Origin of the sequence: Chitinimonas viridis, from assembly GCF_030409555.1 — a bacterium.
GTDB lineage: Bacteria > Pseudomonadota > Gammaproteobacteria > Burkholderiales > Chitinimonadaceae > Chitinimonas > Chitinimonas viridis.
Window position 1 is genome coordinate 45,045 of sequence record NZ_JAUFPU010000001.1, and the last position, 18,833, is coordinate 63,877.

At 62.3% G+C, this 18,833-nt stretch carries 18 protein-coding genes; 10 read left to right on the forward strand and 8 right to left on the reverse strand.

Annotated elements, in window-relative coordinates:
• Nucleotides 1-74: 74 nt before the first annotated feature.
• From QWZ03_RS00220 to QWZ03_RS00230, 3 genes are all read right to left on the reverse strand, one after another.
• Entirely contained in the window at nucleotides 75-422 is a 348-nt protein-coding gene (locus QWZ03_RS00220; RefSeq protein ID WP_284197692.1) for a zinc-ribbon domain containing protein, read from the reverse strand.
• Between the two features lie 11 nt (nucleotides 423-433).
• Nucleotides 434-865 carry a hypothetical protein gene (locus QWZ03_RS00225; protein ID WP_290330883.1) on the reverse strand — a complete coding sequence of 144 codons (432 nt, stop codon included), beginning with the start codon at nucleotides 863-865 and terminating at the stop codon, nucleotides 434-436.
• Between the two features lie 849 nt (nucleotides 866-1,714).
• Nucleotides 1,715-3,265, reverse strand: a complete 1,551-nt coding sequence (locus QWZ03_RS00230) for a vWA domain-containing protein (RefSeq protein WP_290330884.1) — start codon at nucleotides 3,263-3,265, stop codon at nucleotides 1,715-1,717.
• Between the two features lie 202 nt (nucleotides 3,266-3,467).
• Between QWZ03_RS00230 and rtcR the strand changes: the two genes are divergently transcribed.
• Both rtcR and QWZ03_RS00240 read left to right on the forward strand, forming a co-directional pair.
• Nucleotides 3,468-5,060 (forward strand): RNA repair transcriptional activator RtcR, encoded by a 1,593-nt coding sequence (gene rtcR / locus QWZ03_RS00235; protein WP_290330885.1) that lies wholly within the window; start codon nucleotides 3,468-3,470, stop codon nucleotides 5,058-5,060.
• Nucleotides 5,061-5,162: 102 nt separating this feature from the next.
• Entirely contained in the window at nucleotides 5,163-6,047 is an 885-nt protein-coding gene (locus QWZ03_RS00240) for a hypothetical protein (RefSeq protein ID WP_290330886.1), read from the forward strand.
• Between the two features lie 189 nt (nucleotides 6,048-6,236).
• Here the strand turns inward: QWZ03_RS00240 and QWZ03_RS00245 are convergent, their stop codons facing one another.
• From QWZ03_RS00245 to QWZ03_RS00260, 4 genes are read right to left on the reverse strand one after another with little or no spacing between them, the layout of a single operon-like run.
• Nucleotides 6,237-7,289: an AAA family ATPase gene (locus QWZ03_RS00245; RefSeq protein ID WP_290330887.1), complete on the reverse strand. Its 1,053-nt coding sequence runs from the start codon at nucleotides 7,287-7,289 to the stop codon at nucleotides 6,237-6,239.
• Nucleotides 7,289-7,894 (reverse strand): nicotinamide riboside transporter PnuC, encoded by a 606-nt coding sequence (gene pnuC, locus QWZ03_RS00250; RefSeq protein ID WP_290330888.1) that lies wholly within the window; start codon nucleotides 7,892-7,894, stop codon nucleotides 7,289-7,291. Before pnuC ends, QWZ03_RS00245 begins: the two co-directional genes overlap by 1 nt.
• The gene (locus QWZ03_RS00255; protein ID WP_290330889.1) at nucleotides 7,891-8,847 is read right to left on the reverse strand and encodes an ADP-ribosylglycohydrolase family protein; all 957 of its coding nucleotides are present in this window, start codon (nucleotides 8,845-8,847) and stop codon (nucleotides 7,891-7,893) included. Before QWZ03_RS00255 ends, pnuC begins: the two co-directional genes overlap by 4 nt.
• A 9-nt stretch (nucleotides 8,848-8,856) precedes the next feature.
• Entirely contained in the window at nucleotides 8,857-9,540 is a 684-nt protein-coding gene (locus QWZ03_RS00260) for an NUDIX hydrolase (protein WP_290330890.1), read from the reverse strand.
• A gap of 181 nt (nucleotides 9,541-9,721) precedes the next feature.
• Between QWZ03_RS00260 and QWZ03_RS00265 the strand changes: the two genes are divergently transcribed.
• From QWZ03_RS00265 to QWZ03_RS00295, 7 genes are all read left to right on the forward strand, one after another.
• Nucleotides 9,722-10,531, forward strand: a complete 810-nt coding sequence (locus QWZ03_RS00265; RefSeq protein ID WP_290330891.1) for a cysteine hydrolase family protein — start codon at nucleotides 9,722-9,724, stop codon at nucleotides 10,529-10,531.
• A gap of 115 nt (nucleotides 10,532-10,646) precedes the next feature.
• Nucleotides 10,647-11,852, forward strand: coding sequence for a nicotinate phosphoribosyltransferase (pncB, locus tag QWZ03_RS00270; RefSeq protein WP_290331088.1), 1,206 nt, complete (start codon nucleotides 10,647-10,649; stop codon nucleotides 11,850-11,852).
• Between the two features lie 4 nt (nucleotides 11,853-11,856).
• The gene (locus tag QWZ03_RS00275; protein WP_290330892.1) at nucleotides 11,857-13,539 is read left to right on the forward strand and encodes an NAD+ synthase; all 1,683 of its coding nucleotides are present in this window, start codon (nucleotides 11,857-11,859) and stop codon (nucleotides 13,537-13,539) included.
• A 21-nt stretch (nucleotides 13,540-13,560) separates the two neighbouring features.
• A complete protein-coding gene (locus QWZ03_RS00280) occupies nucleotides 13,561-14,073 on the forward strand; it encodes an O-acetyl-ADP-ribose deacetylase (RefSeq protein ID WP_290330893.1) in 513 nt (170 codons plus the stop codon).
• Between the two features lie 8 nt (nucleotides 14,074-14,081).
• The gene (locus QWZ03_RS00285; protein ID WP_290330894.1) at nucleotides 14,082-15,119 is read left to right on the forward strand and encodes a bifunctional nicotinamide-nucleotide adenylyltransferase/Nudix hydroxylase; all 1,038 of its coding nucleotides are present in this window, start codon (nucleotides 14,082-14,084) and stop codon (nucleotides 15,117-15,119) included.
• 65 nt (nucleotides 15,120-15,184) lie between these two features.
• On the forward strand, nucleotides 15,185-15,730 hold the full coding sequence (locus tag QWZ03_RS00290; RefSeq protein WP_290330895.1) for an RNA 2'-phosphotransferase: 546 nt from the start codon (nucleotides 15,185-15,187) through the stop codon (nucleotides 15,728-15,730).
• Entirely contained in the window at nucleotides 15,727-16,272 is a 546-nt protein-coding gene (locus tag QWZ03_RS00295) for a protein-tyrosine phosphatase family protein (RefSeq protein ID WP_290330896.1), read from the forward strand. The genes QWZ03_RS00290 and QWZ03_RS00295 overlap by 4 nt, the downstream gene beginning before the upstream one ends.
• On the opposite strand, the gene QWZ03_RS00300 is transcribed toward QWZ03_RS00295, so the two are convergent.
• The gene (locus QWZ03_RS00300) at nucleotides 16,245-16,757 is read right to left on the reverse strand and encodes a hypothetical protein (protein WP_290330897.1); all 513 of its coding nucleotides are present in this window, start codon (nucleotides 16,755-16,757) and stop codon (nucleotides 16,245-16,247) included. The genes QWZ03_RS00295 and QWZ03_RS00300 overlap by 28 nt on opposite strands.
• A gap of 233 nt (nucleotides 16,758-16,990) precedes the next feature.
• Between QWZ03_RS00300 and aspS the strand changes: the two genes are divergently transcribed.
• Nucleotides 16,991-18,751 carry an aspartate--tRNA ligase gene (aspS, locus tag QWZ03_RS00305; protein ID WP_290330898.1) on the forward strand — a complete coding sequence of 587 codons (1,761 nt, stop codon included), beginning with the start codon at nucleotides 16,991-16,993 and terminating at the stop codon, nucleotides 18,749-18,751.
• Nucleotides 18,752-18,833: the final 82 nt, after the last annotated feature.

Consider the following 18,833-nt stretch of genomic DNA (forward strand, 5'->3'; position numbering starts at 1 on the left):
TTGCTTGATCTTGATCGGGCTTGCGCCTGGCGCAAACCCATCCTGCTTGTACGGGCCGCTCAACTGGCCACCCGCTAGATACCTATACGCATCTGGCCGCTATGGGCCAGGCGCCGCTCCCGCCTGCAGGTCAGGCAGCGCACGGCAGTAGAGTACACATAGCCCTTGGCTGTCTCGTACCACCATTGCTGCTGCTCTGCTGTCCATACCTGGCGCGCACCGCAGTCGCGGCAGATAAAGCGCCGATCCTGGTAATAACCGTCATGCACGAACTGGGGCTCGCCGTAGCTATTGCAGGGCGCCAATCTGGCGCGGTTTACCGGCACCCGGGGAACCGCCTCCAGGGCCAGCGCAGCTGCCCTGGTTTTCCTTGCATCGCGCCGGGCCATGATGGCGGCGCGTTTCTGTTTTCCGCTTTGCATTTCCATACACCTCAAGCTGCCTGATTCCTGTTTTCCCACAAGGCCACACCGCCCTCATGGTTACAGAGCAGGACCAACTTTCCCGGCACGATGCAGATGAATCCTTCCATCAATGCCAACCGTACATCGTGCTGTCCTGCCTTGCCCGGCATGGCGACAAGCTGCAGCACCGCATCAAGCCTGGCGCGATAGCACTCGCCAGCGTGGCTGTTCAGCACCACCACATCCCGTGCCGCCATGGGCGAGGCCAGCATCGCCTGCAAGCGATTCACCAGGTCATCCGGGAACATGCATGCCACATCGCGGCTGGGCCATACCATCATGGGGCTGACCTTCTGCCAGCGCTTGGCATCATGGGCCAGCAGGTATAACCAGCGGCGGGCATGCTCTGGCGCCAGGTGCCGCAGCGTGAGGCGCCATGTTTCGTACAGCGTTGCTTCCATGATTCCCGTCCTGTCTCTGGCACCAGAAAACCCGCCTGACGGGGTATCTGGAAGCGTGGTGAAAAGGGCGGCGACAATATTGATGAAACATCCTGCTCTACCAACTGAGCTACAGGGCCGATACGCTGGCACTGGCGAGCATCGAACTCGCGACACGGTCATTAAATGTAGTTCCATCGGCATTCGCCGCATAAAGGGTGCATGTCTCAGGGCAACAAGATAGGCCAGAGCGACAAACCGGCATGGCCGGCGCGGGGTATCAAGCCCGCAGTCAGGTGGATGTACTCCCGACCTGCATTTGCCCCAAGGCATGCAATAAAGCTGGCGACAACATTGGCGAAACGTCTTTCGTGCTCTGACCACTGAGCTACCGTGCCCTGTTACAGGCACGGGTGGGAATCGAACCCACGACCTCGACCGTGATAGGGTGTAGTTCCGCCGGCATTCGCCATAAAAAATCAGGTACGACAAGATCGGTGAGTGATCACACGCTTGCGCGTGGGCCGGGTTTGAACCGGCTAATATCCAGATGTACACCCACCCGCATTCGTACCTTCGGTCAGTCAGGACAAGTTTGGCGAGACCCGGCGGTTACCCGCCTCCGGGATTTGAACCCGTACCCCCGAAGGGATATCAACCAAAAGATGTAGTCCCGACCGGCATTCCTGACCGACCGAAATCCTTAACCTATGCTGCAAACTATTCCTCAGTTATTTCAATGCATACCCAAATTGGCCGGCCCCGCAGGGCAAGGAACCGAGTGGAGGCATCGCCTCCCAAGGCATCCCTGCGTGGCCGATTGAACCTGCCGGCAGCACTCAGCTTGCTCGGCACGCCTGAATCAGCTTGTTACAAGGCCGTTGCCTCAATCGCCTCAACCCAGTGTCCCGCACCAAAACTGCCGGCCGCGAACTGGGCCATCACATCAAACACGGCATCGCCAAAGCCCCCTACATTCAGGATGTCGGCACGCTCTACAGCCTGGGTCGTTCCGTAGGGCTGCAGATCAATACACACCAGCCTGGCCTGCGGGTTACGCTGCTTCAGCAGTGTCCATTGCTTCATGGTCTCGGTAGCACCACGGCGCGATGCATCGACCCAGGATTCGTTATCCGATACCAGGATCACCACATCGACCTTGGCGCCTTCTGCCACCAGCTTGGCCAGCGGCGCCGAGCACGCCGTCCCGCCACCACCGATTGCCGCCAGCTTCTGGGCATTGGTCATGACCGAATCGCGGGGATTCAGCGCCAGATCCACCACCTTCACCTCAAACGGCAGTACACGGGCATCCGGATGAGTACGCAGGATGGCTGCTGATACCAGTGCAGCAACATCGATACAGCGTACCTTGGTACTTGCCCCCTGGCGCACCCCGGTTACCGGGCTGGACATGGAGCCGGATACATCCGGGCAGATCACCACCTGCCCCTCCAGCTTGGGCACATTCACCAGCGAGATATCCAGTGCGTCCTGCAAGGCATTGCGTACCACGGCCGGCACATCGTCACCCGCCATACGGTAAGCAGCGAGCAACTGGTAGGGGTACACCCGTGCCTTGGCCACAGCGGCCGGGTCTGCCAGCCGCGCTGCCACCTGCTCGGGCACACCGGGCAGGGCAAACGCCCCCTGGCGGGCCAGGGTGTTCAAGTTCATGCGCAGGGCTTGCCAACCCATGCGCTGCGCCAGCACCGCCCATTCCGCCGCAGTCAATGCCTCGTTGCTCAAGAGCTGGAAGGGCACGGTTGGCAACTCAGTCAACTCACCTGCACGGTAGGCCAGCAGGCTACGGGTAGCCGGCGGCAGCTTGTCTGCCTGATAAGGCTTACCTATCAACCAGGCAAAGAAGGCTTCGCGCCATGCTTCTGCAGGCTTGGGGTGCACCATCTTCACCACATCGGCCAGTGACGGCGCATTGCCCACGGCAGCCTGTAACAGTTGCTGCTCGCTGGCCGTATTCAACCAGGCCTGCACCAGCTTCTTGGGCCGGCTACCCAGCGATTTGCGACCCGTCACACCGCTACGCAGTATCTGTACAAAGTTGCGCAGCATCTTGCCGTTATTGATCACCCGAGCGAACACGGCTGGCAATTGGGGGGCGCGCTGGGCAGCCAGCAGGGCAGTCAGCAGCGCCGGCATATCCTTCATCAGGCCGCGTTCGCGGCAGTACACCGCCGTCTTGGCGACATAGTCCGCATCCAGTTCCTGCACCAGCGCCAGCACATCGGCCAGTTGTGCCTGTGCATCGGCGTAGTAGGTCTGGTTCAGGCAGCCCGTCATGGCCAGCTGGGCCAGCTTATGCTTGGGGGTATAGGCATATGCCGGGGCTTGTGCCTGGTTCACTGCGTTGCTGGAGGGCAATTGGGCGAGCAAGGTATTGAACAGTTGCTGGTTGGCCATTTGGCATCTCGCTTTCGTCGTTGTATGCCTAAGCTATTGCAACCAGCGTGCCAGCCTTGTTCAACGACATTGAAATTTCCACTAAATCATTGTTTTTATTAAAAATAAAAACAAAACCAGCATGCCACCAAGCCATACCAAGCCAACCAGAAATCAGAAAACTTGATAGTATTAGATACTGATTTATCGATTGGTATAAGACATGCGCAAGACTGTGGTGATGGGCTTCATCGGTACCGTACTGGACTACGCCGGGCGTGGCAGTCAACGCTGGGAGAAATGGCGGCCCACCGTAGGCCTGTGCCAGCAGCCCGATCTCCTCGTGCACAGGCTGGAGCTGCTGCACGATAGTCGCAGCCGTGGGCTGTTCGAGCGCATACGCAACGATGTCGCCACCATCTCCCCCGGCACCGAGGTCGTCAGTGTCGAGGTCAACCTGCAAAACCCCTGGGATTTCGAGGAGGTCTACGGCGCACTGCATGACTATGCCCATGGCTACGCTGTCGACACCGAGAACGAGGACTATCTGGTCCATATCACCACCGGCACCCACGTCGCCCAGATATGCTGGTTCCTGCTGGCCGAGTCGCGCTACCTGCCCGCCCGCCTGCTGCAAACCTCACCACCCAAGAAGCGCGAAGGCGAGGATGTAGCCGGCAGCTACACCCTGATAGACCTCGACCTCTCGCGCTACGACAAGATCGCCACCCGCTTCGCCCAGGAGCGCGACGAATCCGTTTCTTTCCTCAAGTCGGGTATTGCCACCCGCAACGCCCGCTTCAATCGCATGATAGAGCAGATAGAACGGGTAGCCGTGCGCTCCAAGGCGCCCATGCTGTTCTGCGGCCCCACCGGCGCCGGCAAATCCTTCCTGGCCCGGCGGGTGTACGAGATGCGCCGCAGCCGTCATCAGCTGGCGGGCCGGTTTGTGGAAGTCAATTGCGCCACCCTGCGTGGCGATAGCGCCATGTCAGCGCTGTTTGGCCACGTCAAGGGCGCCTTCACCGGCGCACAGACCGAGCGCGCCGGCCTGCTGCGCAGTGCCGACGGCGGCTTGCTGTTTCTGGACGAAATCGGCGAACTGGGCCTGGACGAGCAGGCCATGCTGCTCAAGGCCATCGAGGAGAAGCGCTTCTTCCCCCTGGGTGGCGACCGCGAAGTGGAAAGCGACTTCCAGCTGATTGCCGGCACGGTGCGCGACTTGCGCCAGTGGGTGGCAGAAGGCCGCTTTCGCGAAGACCTGTATGCCCGCATCAATCTGTGGACCTACACCCTGCCCGGCCTGGCCGAACGGCCTGAGGATATTGAGCCCAACCTGGAGTTCGAACTGGCCCGCTACGCTCGCGAACAGGGCGAGCAGGTACGCTTCAATGTCGAAGCACGGCGCGCCTACCTGAAGTTCGCCACGTCGGCCGACGCCCGCTGGAGCGGCAATTTCCGCGAGTTGTCTGCCTCCGTCACCCGTCTGGCCACCCTGGCTGAAGCCGGCCGCATCAGCGTGGCCGAGGTGGAAGAGGAAACCACCCGACTGCGGCAGGGTTGGCAGGACACCAGCACCTCCGAACTCGATACGTTGCTGGGCGAGGCGGTAGACCAGCTGGACCTGTTCGACAAGCTGCAACTGGAAAGCGTGCTGCGCGTCTGCCGCCATGCCAATTCGCTATCGGAAGCCGGCCGTCGCCTCTTTGGCGCTTCGCGGCTGGAGAAAGCCAGCAGCAACGATGCCGACCGCCTGCGCAAATACCTGGCCCGATTTGGGTTGGATTGGCGACAGATACAATCTGCTCATACTTGATTGAACGGCGGTGTGCGAAACTAATTGGATCAAGACCACTCACAAAGCCGGCCCAGCCCGCAAGGCCAATCCGGTTTCAGATAGCCACCTACCCGTCAGCCCATGAGCAGCACACCCGCAATCGCCCTGCCCACCCTGAGCCGGCAATGGCCACACTGGCAGAGCACGGACGTCGAGCTTTCAATCAAGCGGCGCACGGTCTTGGCCATAGGCGTGACCGCGCTGGTCCACATCCTGATGCTATATGCGCTGACACGCGCCAACATGCAGGTGCTGGTCAGCCCCGAGGGGCAGATGAGTACCCTGCCCCTGGTGTTGCGCCTGCTGCCCGACCGCAGCGCCAATAGCAGCACCACGTCGCCGACGCCTGCCAAAGCAGAGGATGAACCTAAGCCGCAAAAGGAAAAACCCGCCGAGCCACCGCCACCCATGACGCCGCCACCGCCCCCTAAGCGCTTGGCCATGCCCCAGCCCGAACCCGCCCCCCCGCCCGTGCAAGCTGCACCGCAGGCGGTGGACATGGAAGACTATGTCAGGGCGCAGCGCGAAAAACGCCGCGCCATCGACGAAGCGCTGGGCATCGCCCCCGAGCCTGAAGCAGAGGCCCCGCCACCGTCAGCCGAAGCCCTGCGTGACGCCACCATACGCCGCAATCTGCAGATGCCAGGCACCAATGGCATCTTCACCATCGTCAACAAGGGCAGCCGCACCGCCCAGTTTGCCTTCCGTGGCTGGCAAGGCAGCTACAGCAGCGGCCGACGCGAGCTGATAGAAGTCGAGGTCGAACGCGGCGGCGATCTGGAACTGGCCATCATACGGCGGATGATCGAAGTGATACGTCGACACTACCAGGGCAATTTCAACTGGGAATCCCATCGGCTGGGACGCACCGTGGTGCTGTCGGCCCGGCTGCAACATAGTGCAGAGCTGGAGGCCTTCATGCTGCGCGAGTTCTTTGGCAGCGACTATGTCGGGCAGACCCCCTGATCGCTGGCGCCCGGACAGTTTCATCCGCCAGGTGTTGAGGTATTGCTTTTCACCACAAGGGAGACTGGAGCGCCCCGCTTGTTTTTTCTGGAGCACTACTATGCAGACAGCCAGGCTGGTACGTCCCATCACCCTCCATCCACCATGCCAACGACAAACCCCATGTAGGTCCCGGTGATGCCCCAGCTGTTATTTCCCAAAGCGGTCTGACAGCAGCTTGGCCGTGCGGGCCACCCGCTCGGTCACGCTGCCTTGCACCAGGCTGTAGGCGATGCCTCGTGCCGCCAGCTCAGCCTGGTACCAGGCATGTTGCATGGCCTGAAACGCCACGCCCTGGCGCGTGCCATCCTGCACAAAAGGGAAATCCGGTGCACACAGCAGGGTCAGGTCGTAGGGCTGGTCGGCCAGTGTCTGCAGCTCAGGCTCGGCGCGGCCAAACAGGTGCTGGCAGTAGAACAGCGTGGTCAGCGGCGAGGTATCGCAGATCAGGTAGTGCCGCGCCGACTCGGCCGCCAGCCTCTCCCGCCGCACCTGCTCGCGGCCTATGTCCAGCAGATCGGGGTAGGCCAACTGGCCCTGCTGGCGCTCCCACAACTCACGGCCGTATTCGGCCACGCTGACGGTATCCAGGGCGGCTGCCAGCGCTACCGCCAGCGTGCTCTTGCCGGTGGATTCCCCCCCCAGCAGGCAGATCCGCCTGGCAAAATCCGCATAGACACCAGGGGCCAGGTAGCCACGCAGGCCGTGGATGTCGGCACGCAGGCGGGTGGCCGATATCGGTACGGTCAGGCGGGCCCGGTCCACCTGCACATGCTGCACCGGCCCCGCGCCCACTGCGGCGAATTCCTGGCTCAGTACGGCGGCAAAGCCATTGCCGTAATCCTCGCTGGTAAACACCGCGTCCACCGTGGTTTCCAGCACGGCCAGGCAAAGCTGGCCCACAAAATGCCGATGCGCGGCATCGGGTGCGGCATTATCCGGCAAGTCTGCCAGAGCACGGCCCTCGGCCTGCCAGGCTGCCACCCGGGCCGGTGTCACCACCAGCCTATGCGCCTGTGGAAACGCATCGGCCAACCAGCGCTCGCGCAACTCGGCGCCGCAACCGGGCAGCTCAGGCAGGGAGTAGCTGATAAGGTAGACCTGCTGGCATTGCTCCAGTGCGGTCTTGATCAGGAACACATGCCCCTGGTGCAGCGGCGAGAACTTGCCGACCACCAGGCCGGCCCGGAAACGCTTGTCCATCAGGCACCTGCACCATGCACCAGCAAGGTAGCCGCTGGCTTGGACTGGGCGGCAAATTCCCGCCGCCAGCGGTACATGCCATACCAGGCATTGAACCAGCAGATCAGATACAAGCCACCGGTCAGGTACAGCTCGCGCGAGAAATACAGCGGCACCGACAGGGTGTTGACAATCAGCCAGGCGTACCAGCACTCCAGCCGCCGCGACATCAGCAGGAACTGCCCCAGCACACTGAAAGTCAGCACCAGCGAATCTACAAACGGCGCATAAGCATCGGTGTAGTAATGCAGTATGGCGCCATAGCCCACCGCCACCACAATGGCCCCTATGACATACAGCACCAGGCTTAGGCCTGGGGTGCGGCTGATGGGCAGCGTGGTGCCCGCCTTGCCGTGCAGCCATTGCCACCAGCCCACCAGGCTGGTGATGACAAAGAACACCTGCAGGGTCACATCGGCATACAGTTTGGCCTGGAAGAACACCACGCCATACAGCACGCAGGCCACGATGCCGGTAGACCAGGTATGCGGGTTGTTGCGCGCAGCCAGCCAGATGGCCAGCGCCGTCGTCAGCGCCGCAGCAATCTCAAGATAGGAGGGCATCATGGCTGGGCTCCCAAAGGTGCGACCGGCTCACGCTCGGCCAGCAAACGGTCAGCCAGTTGTACGATATCGTCGTGCATCACCAGCTTGGCCAGCCAGTTCGGCGGTATACCTGCCACGCCGTAGTGGGCACCAGCCAGCTGGCCGCAGATGGCCGCCGTGGTATCGGCATCATCGCCCAGATTGGCCGCCTTCAAGACCGCCGCTTCGTAGCTGTCGGTATGCCAGAAGCACCACAACGCCGCCTCCAGCGATTCGACCACGTAGCCGCTGCCGCGGATATCGCGCTCGCCCTTGCGCTGCCAGCCCCCTGCCGCCAGCGCAGCCACCATGGGCACGCCAGTATGAAAGCCATGCTCCAGCACGATCTGCTGTTTGCCAGCCCCCATGAGCGCCAGATGCAGCTGGGTGGCAAACAGCCTGGTACAGGCAATGGCCTCTTCGGCGCCATGAGTGGTACGGGCGCTCTCACCCGCATAGTGCACCGTACGCGCCAGACTATTGCCATAGAACATCGGCACCGGCGCCAACCGCATCAGCGAGCCATTACCAGCAGTGTGCGGGTCGGTATCGCCGGCATAGGGGTCGCCCGTCTTGCGATAGCGCTCCAACGCCCTCGCTACCGTCATGCCGATATCAAAGCAGCTACCGGTGCTACTCATATAGCCATGGTCTGCCCAGTTGGTATAGCGGTTCATCTGGTCGGCCGCATTGAAGCCCTGGCAGTACAGCAGGCTTTGCGCCAGGCACAACGCCATGGCGCAATCATCAGTCCAGGCACCAGCCGGCAGTTTGAAAGGCCCGCCCCCGACCATGTCGGTGATCGGCGCAAAACTGCCGCGCACGCTGAATTCCTCGGTCGTACCCACCGCATCGCCACAGGCCAGGCCCAGCAGGCAGCCACGGTAACGCTCTTGTTCTGTCATCACACCACCTCGTTGGGGAGTCTTGTTCATAACAGGCCCTCAAACCGGCTTGTCGAATATGGTCAAGCGCCGGTCGGGTCGTAGCCGGTACAGCTGCGCCGGCCTGTGCTTGCCCTGGCGGATGGCATCGGGTACCGCCTCCAGAAAATCCAGCTCAGGCAGCTTGCGCCTGAAGACGCTCTTGTCCAGCGCCACCCCCAGAATGTGCTCATAGGTCTGCTGCAGCTCGGTCAGGGTAAACAGCTCGGGCAGCAGGTGGCAGGGCAAGGACGTATAGGTGGACTTATCCCGCAAGCGCTTGGCCGCATGGTCGACTATACGGTTATGGTCGAAAGGCAGGTCCGGCACCGCCGCCACCGGCCATAGCTCGAAACGCAGCTCAGCATCGGGCACCAGCAGACTCTCATGCACCAATGCATAGTAGGCCACGCTCAACGACCAGCCACGGGGATCGCGCACCCCGCCGCTGAAGGTATACAACTGCTCCAGATAGGGCGATACCAGCCCCGTCTTGTTCAATAGCACCCGCTCTGCCGATGCCAGGCTGTCGCGATCCTTGTCCGCATGGATATACCCCCCAGGCAGGGCCAGTTGCCCGGCATAGGGGTCGCGCTCGCGCCGCAGCAATACGATCTTGAGTTGTCCTTCGCTCAACGTGAACAGCACCACATCCACACTGACGATAATGTTCTGCTCCATGGCCACCTCGTTTGTTAGTTTCATATTACCACTAACAAAACAGAGTGCAAGCCGACACCAACATGGCTGATGATTTTCAGTGTGCAAGACACATAGACATCAATCCTTGTGTGTCCAAGCTGCTTGGTAATTTTGTTAGTTGCAATATGAGAATATGTTTGCCAGAATAGTCTCAACCCAACCGCCAACAGCGAAGGATGGCAGCATGAATACCCTGGGAAAGACACAACTCCTGATCATTGATCCGCAGAACGACTTCTGCGATATCCCCGGCGCCGCCCTGCCGGTGCCGGGCGCCCAGGCCGACATGCAAAGGCTGGCCGGCCTGGTCGCCCGCATCGGCCAGCAGCTCGATGCCATCCATGTCACCCTGGATACCCACAACCCGCTGGATATCGCCCACCCCGGCTGGTGGCAGGATGCAGCGGGCGCATCGCCTGCTCCGTTTACCGTCATCAGTGTCGACGACGTGCGCCAGGGCCGCTGGCAGGCACGCGATGCCAGCCAGGCCGCACGCAGCCTGGCCTATGTCCAGACATTGGCCGAGCGCGGTCGCTATCAGCTCATCATCTGGCCCGAGCATTGCCTGCTGGGTAGCTGGGGCCACAATGTGGAAGCCACCCTGTTCGAGGCCCTGCTGCAGTGGGGACGCACGCAGCTGCGCACCGTGAACTACGTGACCAAGGGCATCAACCCGACCACCGAGCACTATTCCGCCATCCAGGCCGAAGTGCCCGACGACGCCGACCCACACACCCTGGTCAACCAGGCGCTGCTGGCCCAGCTACGCCAGGCCGACACCATCCTGATCGCCGGCGAGGCACTCTCGCACTGCGTCGCCAGCACGGTCCGCGACCTGGCCGAGCAACTGGGCCCCGACCATATCGGCAAGCTGATGCTGCTGACCGACTGTGCCAGCCCGGTAAGTGGGTTTGAGTCCTTGGGTGTCGCCTTTGTCGAAGAGATGACTCGCGGGGGAATGCGGCAGGCGCAGAGCTGTGACTTTGCTGCCTAGCACCTGCAAATCGCTTCTTGGTCAATACCGACGACACAGCACCATGCCAGGCTTGACCCTATAACTATCGAGCGGGGCATCCCAACCACCCCGCAAGGACACCACCATGGCCCGTATGCCAACCGAGCCCGTTATCCAGAGTCTGCTGGATACCGATCTCTACAAGTTCACCATGATGCAGGAGATACTGCATCACCAGCCTGAGACCCAGGCCGAGTACGCGTTCAAGTGCCGCAACCTGCCCACTCTGCCGCTGGCGGGCCTGCTGGACGAAGTCAACGCCCAGCTGGACCACCTGTGCAGCCTGCACTTCAGCGAAGACGAGCTGGCGTATCTGGCCGGCCTGCGTTTCATCAAGTCGGACTTTGTCGATTTCCTGCGCCTGTTCCAGCTGCAGCGCCGGCTCATCGAGGTCAGCGTTCCGGCTGCACAGCCGCACGAGCTGGCCATACGGGTCAAAGGACCCATGCTGCATTGCATGCTGTATGAGATCTACGTCCTGGCTATCGTCAACGAAGTGTATTTCCGCCAGTTCCCATGGGAGCCCGCCTGGGCCGAGGGCGAGCAAAGGTTGGCGAGCAAGCTGGCCCAGCTGCGCGCGTTTGCCGGCGAACCGGCACGGCGCACCCCCTTTGTGTTTTTCGATTTCGGCACCCGTCGCCGCTACTCGCGCGAGTGGCATGAGCGGGTCGTCGCCACCCTGGCCCGCGAAGGCGAGCCCTTCATGCGCGGAACCAGCAATGTATTGCTGGCCAAGCGCTACGGCCTTACGCCCATAGGCACCATGGCGCACGAGTACCTGCAGGCCTTCCAGTCTTTTGGCTCGCGCCTGCGCGATTTCCAGAAGAACGCGCTGGAACACTGGGTGCGGGAATACCGTGGCGACCTGGGCATCGCCCTGACCGATGTGGTGGGCATGGATGCCTTCCTGCGCGATTTCGACCTGTATTTCTGCAAGCTGTTCGACGGCCTGCGCCACGATTCGGGCGACCCATTCGAGTGGGGTGAGAAAGCCTTGGCCCATTACAGCGATATGCGCATCGACCCCAGCAGCAAGATGCTGGTATTCAGCGACGGGCTCAACCTGGAGAAATCCTTCGCCCTGTACCGGCGCTTTGCCGACCGCGCCCGCACCGGCTTTGGCATAGGTACCGATCTATCCAACGACTGCGGCCAGGTGCCGCTGCAGATAGTAATGAAGCTGGTGCAGTGCAATGGCCAGCCCGTCGCCAAGGTCAGCGACAGTCCGGGCAAGGGCATGTGCGAGGACCTGAACTTCCTCAACTATCTGCGCGATGTCTTTCAGATCACCAAGGAGTAGACCCATGCGTATCCAGATCGCCATGGCCCAGCTCGATTACAAGCTGTGCGACTTCGACGGCAACCTGGCCCGCATGCGCGCCGCCATTGCCCAGGCCCATGGGGCTGACCTGATCGTTTTTTCCGAGCTATGCCTGTCGGGCTACTATCCGCAGGACATGGTGGAAGAACCGGACTTCCTGGCCCGCCAACAGCAGGCACTGGACGCCATGCTGGCCGAATCGCGCCACACCAGCGCTACACTGGTCATTGGCGCCGCCACCGCCAACACCGGTGTGGGCAAGCCCCTGCACAACAGCCTGCTGGTACTGCAACAAGGCCAGATCGTGCTGCAGTATCACAAGCAACTGCTGCCTACCTACAATATCTTCGACGAACGTCGGCATTTTGAGCCCGGCCCGAACAGGGCCGCCATCCTCACCGTGGCAGGCCAGCGGCTGGGCTTTGTCATCTGCGAGGATGCCTGGAACCAGCAAGGCACCGACTACGCCATCGACCCGGTGCAGACCCTGGCGCAGACCGGGGTAGACCTGATCGTCAGCATCAATGCCAGCCCCAGCAATGTGGGCAAGCCCGAGCAGCGGCACGCCCTGTTTGCCGGCGTGGCACAGCACTGGAAGCTGCCCCTGGTCTACATCAACCAGGTGGGTGGCAACGACCAGATTGTTTTCGATGGCGGCTCGTTTGCCGTCCACCCCCGCCATGGCGTGGTACACCAGTTGCCGCTGTTCGAAGAAGCCGTGCAGACCCTGGGATTTGATGGCGACTTCCACCACGATGGCCATATGCTGGATCAAGCCGTCAGCGCAGCCATGGCCGACAGCGAGTTCTACTATCGGCAGATCGTCCTGGGCCTGCAGGACTACGCCCGCAAGATAGGCTTCAAGCAGGTGGTCATCGGCAGCTCCGGCGGCATAGACAGCGCCCTCACCCTGGCACTGGCTGCCGACGCCCTGGGGCCGGACAACGTCACCGCCATCACCATGCCCTCGCAATATTCCAGCAGCGGTAGTGTCAGCGACTCGGCCCAGCTGTGCCAGAACCTGGGGGTCAAGCTGCTCACCCATCCTATAGCCGAGCTGGTAGGCGGCTATCGTGGCCAGTTCGAGGCGGCTTTCGGCCCTGCCCCATCGCGCCTGACAGTTGAGAACCTGCAAGCGCGCATACGCGGCACCATCCTGATGGAATACTCCAACCATTTCGGCCACCTGCTGCTGACCACCGGCAACAAGTCCGAGATATCGGTGGGCTACTGCACCCTGTATGGCGATACCAATGGCGGCCTCAACATCATAGGCGACCTCTACAAGACCGAGGTATTCGCCCTAGCTCGCCACTACAACACCCGCCACGGTCGCGAATTGATCCCGCAGGCCATCATCGACAAGGAGCCCTCAGCCGAGTTGTCCGAAGGCCAGAAGGACAGCGACTCGCTGCCCCCTTACCCGGTGCTGGACGAAATCCTCAAGCTACATATCGAAGGCCATCGCCTGCGTCCCGAGGAATACACCTCCGCCCGCAACTTTGTGGCCGGCATGCAGGCTCTGGGCGGTGGCGACACCATAGCCAGGGTGCTGGGGCTGATCGCCAAATCCGAATTCAAGCGCCGCCAAGCCCCACCCATCATCCGGGTGCGCAACCGTGCCTTTGGCAATGGGCGGCAGATGCCTATTGCGGCGCAGTATTGACCATCTCAAGCTGGCAAATCCATGAGCCACCACCCCATCGCCATACAAGCAGATATCACCAAGCTACCCTTGGATGCCATCGTCAATGCCGCGAATTCGTCGCTGCTGGGCGGCGGGGGCGTAGACGGTGCCATCCACCGGGCTGCCGGGCCGGAGTTGGTACATGCCTGCCGCTTGCTCGGCGGATGCAAGACAGGCGATGCAAAGGTCACCGAGGGTTTTCGGTTGCCCGCACGCCATATCATCCACACGGTGGGGCCGGTATGGCGTGGAGGAGCGCATGGCGAAGCCGAACTGTTGGCGAGTTGCTATTGGAAGTCGCTGGATTTGGCTACCCGGCATGGCTGCACCAGCATTGCCTTCCCCTGTATCAGCACCGGTATCTATGGGTATCCCCCGGCGCTCGCGGCCGATATAGCCGTCCGAACGGTGATGGCACACCCTGCCTTGAAAGAAGAACTGCAGGTCACCTTCTGCTGCTACTCAGCCAGTGATCTCGCCCTCTATCAATCGCTGCTAGCACCGGCGCAATAGGTAACCTCATGCCATTCGACACCCTGGTCTACATAGGCCGCTTCCAACCCCTGCACAACAGCCATCTGGCCCTGATACGGCAAGCCCTGGCACTAGCACCTTCGCTGATACTGGTACTGGGGTCGGCCTTTCGGCCGCGCAGCGTGCGCAACCCCTTCAATGTGGCCGAGCGCGAGGCCATGATACGGGCCAGCCTGGGCGCCGATGCCGACAGGGTGCGCTTTGTACCCATGCGCGACTACTACAACAGCCCACGCTGGGCCGAGGCCGTGCGCCAAGGTGTGGCGGCAGTGACACGGCCCGGTGAAAAGCTGGGGCTGTTCGGCCACGTCAAGGATCATAGCTCGCGCTACCTGCATGATTTCCCCGACTGGCCACTGGTACATACCGACAATGTGGCTGGCCTCAACGCCACCGATCTGCGGCGCCAGTGGTTTGAGGCAGACGGTGATACCCAGGCCATTGCCGCGCAGTTGCCGGCAGCAGTCAGCCGTGCCTTGCAGGCCTTTGCCGCCAGCCCGGCCTTTGCCGGCCTGCTGGCCGAGTACCGCTACCTGCAGGACTACCAGCAAGCCTGGGCCAAGGCCCCGTTTCCACCCGTGTTTGTCACCGTCGACACCGTGGTGCGCTGCGACAACAAGGTGCTGCTGATACAGCGTGGCGGCCAGCCTGGCAAAGGCAGCTGGGCGCTGCCCGGCGGCTTTCTGGATCAGCACGAACGGGTAGGTAGCGCTGCCCTGCGCGAACTGCGCGAAGAAACCGGCTTGACGCTAGCCGATGCCGAGCTGCAAGCCAGCCTGCAAGGCCAAGCGCTGTTCGATCACCCCGAGCGCAGCCTGCGCGGCCGTACCCTCACCCACGCCTACTACTACGCCTTGCCCCAGACCGAAGTACCCGCCATGCAGGCGGCGGACGATGCCTCGGCCGCCCGCTGGGTGGCGATAGACCAGCTGGCCAGCATGGAAGACCAACTGTTCGAGGACCATTTCATCATCCTCGACCATTTCCTGAAACTGATAGAACCCAACCGGCCGTCACCGGGCTAGGCATGCCCGCAAACAGCCTCTCTCTCGCCTGAGTGAGATACCCCCCGACACAGAACAATAAAACCATGAAGAACGATCTGAAACACACCAGCAAATTCCTGAGCTTTGTGCTCCGCCACCAACCCGATGCCATCGGCCTGACGCTGGATGCGAACGGCTGGGCCGATCTGGACGAATTGATCGCCTGCGCCGCCCAAGATGGCAGGAAACTGGACCTGCCGCTGCTGCGCGAAGTGGTCACCAGCAACGACAAGCAGCGCTTTACCCTGGATGAGGCACAAGGGCGGATACGCGCCAACCAGGGCCATTCAGTCGACATAGACCTGGGGCTGCAGCCTGTCACGCCGCCCGAGGTGCTGTACCACGGCACCGCCACCCGCTTTGTCGAGCAGATACGCCAGGACGGCCTCAAGCCTGGCTCCCGCCAGCATGTGCATCTATCCACCCAGCCGGAAACCGCCACCAACGTCGGCGAACGGCACGGAAAACCTACCATATTGCGCATCAAGGCCCTGGCTTTGCACAACACCGGCCATGCCTTCTACTGCTCGGCCAACGGCGTCTGGCTGACCCACAACGTGCCTGTTGCCTTCATCGAGTTCGCCGCATGAACACCCCGGCGCGCCCCAATGCCAACAGCTATTGGGTGCTGCCCGGCAGCTTGCTGGCTGGCGAGTACCCCAGGGATAAAGACGACGGCAGCTCCACGGCCAAGCTGGCCGCCTACCTGGCGGCAGGCATCAATCACTTCATCGACCTGACCGAAGACGGCGAACTGGCTCCCTACCAGCCCTTGCTGCCCGCCGGTGCCGATATCATCCACCAACGCTTTGCCATTGCCGACAAGTCAGTCCCTGCCTCAGCCGGCCAAATGCGCGCCATACTCGATGCCATCACCGCCGCCCTGGTGCAGGGCCGACGGGTCTATGTGCATTGCTGGGGTGGCGTAGGCCGTACGGGCACCGTGGTGGGCTGCTACCTGATAGAACAAGGCATGAGCCCGGCCGCAGCCCTGCAGACCCTGCAGGCGCACTGGCTCACGGTGGCCAAATCCACACGGCTGCCGCATTCCCCCGAGACACCGGCACAGCAGGAATGGGTGGCCAGTTGGCCCGGCAGGGAAACTCAGCCCTCCCGCCTGATGGATTGGTAGATCACCGCCTCGTAGTCGGCCAACGCATCAGCAGCCGGTGTCGCCCCCTGTTTCAGCAGGTAGTAATCCTGCAGCAGACGTCCTTGCTGTTCGTAGCGGTAGTCGCACAAGGCCTTGCCCGGCACCAGCCTGTAGTCGTAAACCCCTTGCCGGCCGTACCGCAGATGCTCCCAGGCAGCCTTCAGTGGCGTGGTATAGCCCGTCTGCCTGCGCTGCTGGTACTGCCACACATGGGTGGCCTCATGTACCAACAGGGCCTGCAAGGCCAGATCCGCCAGGGCAAAATCCGGCCTGTACCAGGCGGGTGCATAGCTGATATGGCAACCTAGCACGGTCGCAGCGGCACCCGGCATGGCCCCCAGAGAGCAGATGCGTATCCGGTCGTAGTCCAGTGCACGGCCAAACACGCCTTCCAGCAAGTGGCGCTCTCCGGCAGTCAGGCTACGGCGTAAGAGCCTGCCGCCCCTGGATTTGATCCGCCTCATCTCACCCCCCTTGCGCACTACGCCGGTTTAGGCCACGATAAAAAGCATGTACTCCCACTTCGCCCTCCTTGCTGCCAATAATAATATCAACGACAACGGTCCTCTGGCCCTTGTCGCGATGGCGTTTGGTGTAGCGAAGTACCGACCCGGCTAACACACAGCCGACACCAGATTCCAGCGAGGGGGCCGAAAGGCCCCCTCGCTTTTTTTCGTCCTTCATCAGGAGCCATACCATGCAAAGCCATACCCCCTACCCACCCTATCGTAGCCACGCCGCCGGCAGCCTGCGTCTTGCCAACCTGGATCAACAGGTGCGGCTGGCCGGCTTTCTCAATGGCAAGCGCTCGCATGGCCGAGTACTGTTCCTCGATCTGCGCGACAGCAGTGGCCGGGTACAGGTGGTGGTCGATGCCCAGCACCCGCAGTTCGATGAACTGGAGCACCTGCCGATGGAGAGCACGCTATACCTCGTCGGCACCCTGGTCGCGCGCAGCCCCGCCACCCGCAACAACAGCCTGCCTACGGGCGAGGTGGAGGTCGTCCTGCAAAGCGCCCATATCGTCAGCCGTGCCGCACCGCTGCCCACGCCGCTCAGCGACTTCGCCCGTGCCGACGAGCGACTGCGCCTCAGCTACCGCTACCTGGACCTGCGCCGACCCGACATGCTGGAACGCCTACGGGTACGCACTGCCGTCATCGATGCCTGCCGCAGCGCCATGAAGGCCGAGGGCTTTCTTGAAATCCAGACCCCCTTGCTCACTGCATCCAGCCCCGAGGGCGCCCGCGACTTCCTGGTGCCGTCGCGCGTGCACCCCGGCAAGTTCTACGCCCTGCCCCAGGCCCCCCAGCAGTTCAAGCAGCTGCTGATGGCTGCCGGGGTGGATCGCTACTTCCAGGTTGCACCCTGCTTTCGCGATGAAGCCTCCCGCGCCGACCGATCGCCAGGCGAGTTCTACCAGCTCGACTTCGAAATGGCCTGGACCCACCAGGAAGAAGTTTTCAGCGTCATGGAGCGGGTGCTGCCCCAGGTCTTCCTGGCTGGCGACGCAGCGGCCCGCATCACCCCCGGCCCCTGGCCGCGCATCCCCTACCGCGAGGCTATGGCCCGCTATGGCTGCGACAAGCCCGACCTGCGCTACCCATGGACAGCCGAGACCGCCGAGGACTGGCTGCAGCAGCACGCCCCACAACTCCTGCCGGCAGGCAGTGTAGCCCGCGTCCTTGCCGTCGCAGAAAGCGCCAGCCAGACGCGTGGCTGGGGCCAGCGCATCGCCAGCGAAGCCGCTTGTGATGGTGTGACGGTGATACATGGCGTACGCAAGGAGGACGGTTGGGGCGGCGGGCTATGGAAGCAACTGCCCGCCACCGCCCCCATGCAACTGGCGGGCGCGGCCACACTGCCCGATGGCGCCCAGCTGTGGCTGCTGATCGGCCAAGAGGCAGCCGTCGCCCAGGCCGTTCGCGTCCTGCGCCAGGCCTTGATGCCGCTGCTGCCTGTAGACCCGCACGACTACCGCTTCGCCTGGGTGGTGGACTTCCCCATGTACGAGCTGGATGAACACGGCAAGGTGGGCTTTTGCCACAACCCCTTCTCCATGCCCCATGGCGGCATGGCAGCCCTGCGCGGGCAAGACCCGCTCAGCATCACGGCCCAGCAATACGATATCGTGGTCAACGGCATAGAACTCTGCTCAGGCGCCATCCGCAACCATGAGCCCGAGACCCTGATCGAGGCCTTCAGGCTGGCCGGCTATCAGCGTGCACAGGTAGAACAGGAATTCGGCGGCATGCTGGCTGCCTTCCGCCACGGTGTACCGCCGCACGGCGGTGCCGCACCAGGCATAGACCGCATGGTGATGCTGCTGACGCAGAGCAGCACCCTGCGCGAAGTCGTGGCCTTCCCGCTGGCAGCCAACGGCGAAGACCTGCTGATGCATGCGCCGGCTGCCATACCCGCAGCCCGGTGGCGCGAGCTGGGCCTGCGCCCTGGCTAGGCGCCTACTCACGATTTTTTCACCCCAGCGCTGGGGCGAAAAAATCGTGAACTGGCTCTACCCGGTAGCCTGCTACAGCAGG

Bases quoted from the DNA above. Each gene is read 5' to 3' on its own strand.
- QWZ03_RS00220 (WP_284197692.1), bottom strand. From the start codon at position 422: ATGCAAAGCGGAAAACAGAAACGCGCCGCCATCATGGCCCGGCGCGAT.
- QWZ03_RS00225 (WP_290330883.1), bottom strand. From the start codon at position 865: ATGGAAGCAACGCTGTACGAAACATGGCGCCTCACGCTGCGGCACCTG.
- QWZ03_RS00230 (WP_290330884.1), bottom strand. From the start codon at position 3,265: ATGGCCAACCAGCAACTGTTCAATACCTTGCTCGCCCAATTGCCCTCC.
- rtcR (WP_290330885.1), top strand. From the start codon at position 3,468: ATGCGCAAGACTGTGGTGATGGGCTTCATCGGTACCGTACTGGACTAC.
- QWZ03_RS00240 (WP_290330886.1), top strand. From the start codon at position 5,163: ATGAGCAGCACACCCGCAATCGCCCTGCCCACCCTGAGCCGGCAATGG.
- QWZ03_RS00245 (WP_290330887.1), bottom strand. From the start codon at position 7,289: ATGGACAAGCGTTTCCGGGCCGGCCTGGTGGTCGGCAAGTTCTCGCCG.
- pnuC (WP_290330888.1), bottom strand. From the start codon at position 7,894: ATGATGCCCTCCTATCTTGAGATTGCTGCGGCGCTGACGACGGCGCTG.
- QWZ03_RS00255 (WP_290330889.1), bottom strand. From the start codon at position 8,847: ATGAACAAGACTCCCCAACGAGGTGGTGTGATGACAGAACAAGAGCGT.
- QWZ03_RS00260 (WP_290330890.1), bottom strand. From the start codon at position 9,540: ATGAAACTAACAAACGAGGTGGCCATGGAGCAGAACATTATCGTCAGT.
- QWZ03_RS00265 (WP_290330891.1), top strand. From the start codon at position 9,722: ATGAATACCCTGGGAAAGACACAACTCCTGATCATTGATCCGCAGAAC.
- pncB (WP_290331088.1), top strand. From the start codon at position 10,647: ATGCCAACCGAGCCCGTTATCCAGAGTCTGCTGGATACCGATCTCTAC.
- QWZ03_RS00275 (WP_290330892.1), top strand. From the start codon at position 11,857: ATGCGTATCCAGATCGCCATGGCCCAGCTCGATTACAAGCTGTGCGAC.
- QWZ03_RS00280 (WP_290330893.1), top strand. From the start codon at position 13,561: ATGAGCCACCACCCCATCGCCATACAAGCAGATATCACCAAGCTACCC.
- QWZ03_RS00285 (WP_290330894.1), top strand. From the start codon at position 14,082: ATGCCATTCGACACCCTGGTCTACATAGGCCGCTTCCAACCCCTGCAC.
- QWZ03_RS00290 (WP_290330895.1), top strand. From the start codon at position 15,185: ATGAAGAACGATCTGAAACACACCAGCAAATTCCTGAGCTTTGTGCTC.
- QWZ03_RS00295 (WP_290330896.1), top strand. From the start codon at position 15,727: ATGAACACCCCGGCGCGCCCCAATGCCAACAGCTATTGGGTGCTGCCC.
- QWZ03_RS00300 (WP_290330897.1), bottom strand. From the start codon at position 16,757: ATGAGGCGGATCAAATCCAGGGGCGGCAGGCTCTTACGCCGTAGCCTG.
- aspS (WP_290330898.1), top strand. From the start codon at position 16,991: ATGCAAAGCCATACCCCCTACCCACCCTATCGTAGCCACGCCGCCGGC.